We start from the raw sequence: 5,993 nt of genomic DNA, 5'->3' as shown, positions 1-5,993 counted from the left end.
TGTCCGGGTGATCGCGGGGGTCAGGATCATCTGCTGGACGATCCCCATCGCCTCATCCTTGGACACCCGGACCCACTCCCTAACGCGGGAACGGACCCCCAGTTCCTTGGCCAGCCGCTTCGCCTCCGATGACGACAGGGGATCGAGGAGGGCGAGGAACAGGACCGCCCATTTCTCGACCTTCTCATCAAGGTACAGCAGAGAGAACCAGGCCAGTACCTCCTGGGTTTCCTCGAGGAGCCGGATCTGCTCCTTGTCGAGCGTGAGCGCTGGATGGATCGACGGCCCGACCCCCATCTCGGCGAGGCGTGTGAAAATGGAAACCGGATCCGATTCCTGAAGAATCAGTTCCAACTCGCTGAAAAGACGGGGTTTCGGAAGCCGGCGCACAAGATCGAGCCGCACCGCGTTCCGGATGAGGTTCAAGGTGTGCCGGCTGATCGAGAACCCGAAGCGGCATTCGAACCGGACGGCGCGCAGGATCCGCGTGGGGTCCTCGATGAACGACAGGGAGTGCAGAACCCGGATCCCCTTCTCCTTGATGTCCCGCTGGGCGCCGAAGAAATCGATCAGCCCGCCGAACCCGGCCGGATTCAGCCGGATCGCCAGGGTGTTGATGGTGAAGTCGCGCCGGTACAGGTCCTGCTTCAGCGAGCTGTACTCCACTGTAGGGAGGGCCCCCGGCTCCAGGTAATATTCCACCCGGGCGGAGGCCACGTCGATCTTGAACCCGTCCGGGAAAACGAGCACCGCGGTGGCGAACTTGTGATGGGACCGGACCCGCGCTCCCTCCTGCAACCCGAAGGCATCGGCGAAGCGGATCCCCTCCCCCTCCACGACGATATCCACGTCGAGGTTTTCCACCCGCATCAGCAGGTCCCGGGCGAATCCGCCGACGACGTAGGCCCGCATCCCCAGCCGGTCCGCGCACTCCCCAGCCGCCTGCAGGAGCTTCATCACCCGCTCCGGAAGGCGCTCCCGCATCAGGTACGCGACGTTCTTGGGGCGCGCCATCGCGCCTTCCATGGGGATGTCCTCTCCCGTGTCCGGGTGCTTGACGTCCCGGACGTCGTAGAGGAACTGGAGCAGACCCGTCCGCGTGATGATGCCCACCAGCTCGCCCTCCCGGACCACCGGGACCAGCCGCTGGTTCTTCCCGATGACGACCTCCTGGATCCGCTCGATCCCGTCCCCGGGGGCGACCACCTCGAAGTCGCCGTTCATGTATTCCGCCACCCGCTCGTCGCCCAGCCCGTGGTAGGACGCCTTCTCCACCACCTGGCGGGTGATGGTGCCGACCACTTCCATTCCCCGCATGACGGGAACGGCGTTGATGCCCGAGCGGGCGAGCATCCGGTCGACCTCGCTGATCGGGTCGTCCTCGTTCACGGTCCGCGGGGGGGACACCATCAGGTCGGCGGCCGTACGGCGCGGGATGATCTTCGCCGAGAGCACCCGCAACAGCTTCTCCCGCACCTGGAAGATCGTGGCGTCCTTGACCGACGCGGACGCCGCGTACGAGTGCCCGCCGCCGCCGAACTCGCGCATCACCGCCCCGGCGTCCACCTCGGGCTTCCGGCTCCTGCCCACCAGGACCACCCGGTCGCCCATCTGGCACAGGACGAAGAGGACATTCAGCGCCTCCATGTCGCGCAGCTTGTGCACCAGGAGCGCGAGGTCACCGACGTACTCCTCCCGCCGCGCCTCGGCGATCACCAGCTCCACGCCGTGGATCGTGTACGAGCGGGCTCCCTGGATCAGGTCGTACAGCAGGGAGACCTGCTCGGAAGTCATGTCGCGGGCCAGGATGTCAGCGACCTCCCCCAGCCGTCCGCCGCAGGAAAGCAGGTGCGCCGCCGCCTGGTAGTCCTCGATCGTGGTGGAGGGGAAGATCAGCGATCCCGTGTCCTCGTAGATCCCCAGCATCATCACCGTGGCCTCGTCCGGCGAGATCGGAATCCCCCGCTCCTTGAGGATCTGCACGAAAATCGTGGTGGTGGACCCGACGTTGCGGATGACTTCGACGTTCCCGCATATGTCGGAGGCATCCCCGGGGTGGTGGTCGTAAACGTGGATCTCCACCCCCGGCTTCCCCACCAGTTCCGCGAACATCCCGATGCGCGCGCTGTTGCGGATGTCCACCAGGATCATGCGCGTGACCTTCTTCAGGTCGATCTCGCGCGGCTTCCGCATGGGGAGGGTGTAGAAGGCCGACTGGACGAGGAATCCCTTGACCGACTCCTCCGGCGCGCCGGGGAGGACGCACACCGCTTCCGGGTAGAGCTTCTGCGCCGCCAGCATCGAGGCGATCGTGTCGAAGTCGGCGTTCACATGGGTGGTGATGACATCCACGGTTCCATCTTACGGGAACCTGGGGAAAAAATCGCCTGGCCGCTCCGGACGGTGAACGGGTCGTCAGCCGCGCGGGTGGTGCTTCCGGTGGATCTCCCGCAGCCGCTCGGGGGTGACGTGGGTGTAGATCTGGGTGGTCGCGATGTCGGCGTGCCCGAGCATCGCCTGGACGGCCCGCAGGTCCGCCCCTCCCGCGAGCAGATGCCCCGCGAAGGAGTGCCGCAGCACGTGCGGGGAGATCTTCTCCTCGATCCCGGCCGCCAGCGCCCAGTACCGGATCCGGTTCCACAGCGTCTGCCGCGTGATCGGCCTCCCCAGCCGCGAGAGGAACAGCGCGTTCGTGGGCCGCTTCTTCAGGAAATCGGGACGGACCGCCTCCACGTATTCCCGAAGGGCGGCCAGCGCGGCGTCGGCGACCGGGACGACCCGCTCCTTGCTCCCCTTCCCCAGGACCCGCAGGAAACCGGCGTTCTCTTCGACGTTCTCCATCCGCAGCGACACGACCTCCGACGCGCGCAGCCCCGACGCGTACATCAGCGTCAGCATCGCCTTGTCCCGGATCCCCTCCGGGGTGGCGCGCTGCCGGTCGGGCGCCTCGAGCAGCCGCGTCACCTGGCTGACCGTGAGGTATTTCGGCAGAGGGCGTCCCGGCTTCGGGGGCCGGACCTCCGCGATGGGGCTGGCCTGCAGCCGCCCTTCGCGGACCATGAACCGGAAAAAACCGCGCAGCGCGGAGACGTGGCGGGAGACGGAGCGGGAGGACAGCCCGCCTTCCCGCAGGGCGGTGAGGTAGGAGAGGAAGTGCCCGCGGTTGAACTGCGCGGCCCCGATCCCCCGCTCTTCCAGGAATCCGACGAACCGCTTCAGGTCGGCGCCGTACGACTCCAGCGTGTTCGGGGAAAGCCGCCGCTCCGTGGACAGGTGGAGCAGGTACGATTCGGCGAGAGCGTCGTTGTCCATCGCTACCCCGCCTCCGGGAGGGAGACCTCCAGGATCCGGGCCTCCATCGTGTCGAGGTCCACAACCGCGCAGGTGGCCTTCCCCTGCGTCAGCCCGCACGCCTCCCCGGGATTGATCACGAGCGCCTTTCCGACGCGCATCGTCATGGAGCGGTGCGTATGGCCGAAGAGGACCAGGTCGAACCGGCCCGGCTCCCCCAGCTCGGTCTGCATCTCCCGGAACGAATGCGCCATCAGGACGACGCGCCCTCCCAGCTCCCGCACGGCGGGCCCTTCGAGGAACGCCCCGCCGGTCGCCTCCTGGAGCCCGTCGCGGTCGCGGTCGTTGTTCCCGAAGACCCCGATCATCGGGATCCCCGACGCCCGGAATCCCGCCAGGATCTCCGGGGAGCAGACGTCGCCCAGGTGGAGGATGACTTCGACCCCCTCCGACCGGAACAGTTCCAGGACCGCTTCCGCCGCTGTTTGCCGGTCATGGGTGTCCGAGAGGATACCCGCCTTCAACGGATCGCTCCCGTCCCCCTCATTCCCTTTCCTCTCCGATGGCCTGGAGGACGGCCTGACGGACCTCCTCCTGGCGTTCGGGATCCGTGATCTTCTTCCCGTCGCGGTCGACCAGGTAGAACGCGTCGGCTACCTGGTCGGCCTTCGTCGAGATCTTCGAGAGGTGGATGTCGATCCCCAGCGAGGTGAGCGTGCTGGTGATGTCGTAGAGCAGCCCGATCCGGTCGTACGTGAACACGTCGACCACCGTGTACCGGGAGGAGGAGGCGTTGTCGAATTTCACCTTGGTCGGGCGGTAACGTGGGACCTTGTCGCGCACGAATTTTCCCACCTTCGGCGCGGCGATGAGGGTCTCCACGGACAGGCGTCCGGAGAGGACGGCCGCGAGGTCCGCGGCCACCCGTTCCTTCTTCGCCTCCCCCCGGAGGCTCTTCCCGCGCCAGTTCACGTAGAAGGTGTCCAGGGCCACCCCGTCGAGCGTCGTGGCGATGGAGGCGTTCAGGATGTTCAAGCCGTTCGCCGAGAGGGTCCCCGCGATCTTGGCGAAGATCCCGCGCTCGTCCGGGCAGAGGACGATGAACTCCGTCACCCCCGCCTCCGGGGAGTCGATCGCCTCCACGATGGGGGTCTTTCCGTCGAAACGTGCGAGGAGGCGGCAATGCGCCGTGAACCGGGAGTCCGGCGTCGCGAGGAGATACCGATCGTCCACCCGCGCGACGAACCGGACCCCCGAATCGCCCGGCTCGTCCCGGAGCAACTCCTCCACCATCCGCCGCCGAAGGAATGCCCGCTCCTCGAACGGATGCTTCAGCACCCCCTGCTCCAGAACGTTGCGAGCCTTCTCGTACAGCTCGCCCAGGAGCATCGCCTTCCACTGGTTCCAGACGTCGGGCCCCACCTCCCTCATGTCCGCGTAGGTCAGCAGGTAGAGCATGTCGAGCCGCGCGGGGGTCCGGACGGTCTCCGTGAAGGAAAGGATCATCTCGATGTCGTGGAGGTCGCGTCTCTGCGAGACGTTGGCCATCAGAAGGTGCTGCTCCACGAGGAACACGAGATCGGAGATTTCCTCTTCCTTCAGCCCCCACCGTGCCCCGATGCGCCCGACGATCTCCGCGCCGATCCGGGAGTGGCCGTGCCCTTTCCCCTTCCCGATGTCGTGGAGCAGGATCGCCAGCGTCAGCAGCGCCTTGTTCCGGACCGTCCCGTAGATCCGCAGGAACCCCTCCTCCTCCGGGGTCCGCCGGTCCGACACGGCGATCCGCGCCAGGACGCTCGCGCAGCGGATGGAGTGGATGTCCGCCGTGTAGACGTGATAGATGTCCCGAAGCACGCGGCAGTACAGCGGGGCGAACTCGGGGATGAACCGGCCGAGGAAGAGGCACTCGTTCATGGCGAGGAGCGTCTCCCTCAGGTGGGCCGGGTCGCCCAGGATCTCCAGGAACCGGGCGGCCGCCTCGCGATCCCCCCGGAACTCCTCCCCGATGACGGGAAGCGTCCCCTGGAGGATCCGTTTCGCCTGCAGGGAAAGGATCGACTTCGTCTGCTGCAACGTCCGGAAGAACTCGAAGATCCGGATCGGCTCCTTCTCCAGGGCCGCGCTGTCGTTGACCTGCAGCTTCCCCTTGTAGAGGATTCCCTCGTTCCCGACCCATCGCCTCCGGAGGGAGAAAAACGACTTGAGGGCGGGGGGCGCATCGTCCGGAAGCGGCCTCCCCACTCCTTCCAGTATTTCCTGCGTAAGCTGCGCCGCGGAGGCGGCATGGAGGTAGTACGACTTCATGAAGCGCTCCACGCCGAGGCTGACGCCCTGCTTCCGGTACCGGAACCGCTCCGCGATCTGCTCCTGCGCCTCGAATGTGAGAACATCCGACTTCTTCCCGAGGACGTAGTGGAGTTCGTTGCGGACCCGGAGGAGGTAGTCCATGACGAGCCGGATCCCCTCGACGGCCCGAAAGTCCACGACCCCCTTCTGGCGCAGCTCCGCAAGGTTCCGGCACTTGTACTTCACCCGGGCGGTCCAGACGGCCGTCTGAAGGTCACGCAGCCCGCCCCGGCCCTCCTTGACGTTCGGCTCGAGGAGGAAGACCGTCGATCCCACTTTTTCGTGCCGCGAGCGCATCTCCTCGATCTTCCGGTCGATGAAGCGGTCGCCCGAGGCGTAGTAGATGAACCGGTCGA

The 5,993-nt window shown here is 66.6% G+C and carries 4 protein-coding genes; all 4 read right to left on the bottom strand.

Going from position 1 to position 5,993, the window contains the following annotated elements; all coding sequences use genetic code 11:
* Nucleotides 1-2,352 (bottom strand): CBS domain-containing protein (locus tag AB1346_05800; GenBank protein MEW6719943.1); only part of this gene is annotated, 2,352 nt, incomplete at its 3' end.
* A 63-nt stretch (nt 2,353-2,415) separates the two neighbouring features.
* Entirely contained in the window at nt 2,416-3,312 is an 897-nt protein-coding gene (xerD, locus tag AB1346_05795; protein ID MEW6719942.1) for a site-specific tyrosine recombinase XerD, read from the bottom strand.
* Between the two features lie 2 nt (nt 3,313-3,314).
* A complete protein-coding gene (locus tag AB1346_05790; GenBank protein ID MEW6719941.1) occupies nt 3,315-3,815 on the bottom strand; it encodes a metallophosphoesterase in 501 nt (166 codons plus the stop codon).
* Between the two features lie 19 nt (nt 3,816-3,834).
* The coding region (glnD, locus tag AB1346_05785) for a [protein-PII] uridylyltransferase (protein ID MEW6719940.1) at nt 3,835-5,993 on the bottom strand (2,159 nt) is incomplete at its 5' end.

This window comes from Thermodesulfobacteriota bacterium, assembly GCA_040758155.1.
In the GTDB taxonomy this organism is placed as follows: Bacteria; Desulfobacterota; Deferrimicrobia; order Deferrimicrobiales; family Deferrimicrobiaceae; genus UBA2219.
This window is presented reverse-complemented; position numbering and strand designations above follow the sequence as displayed.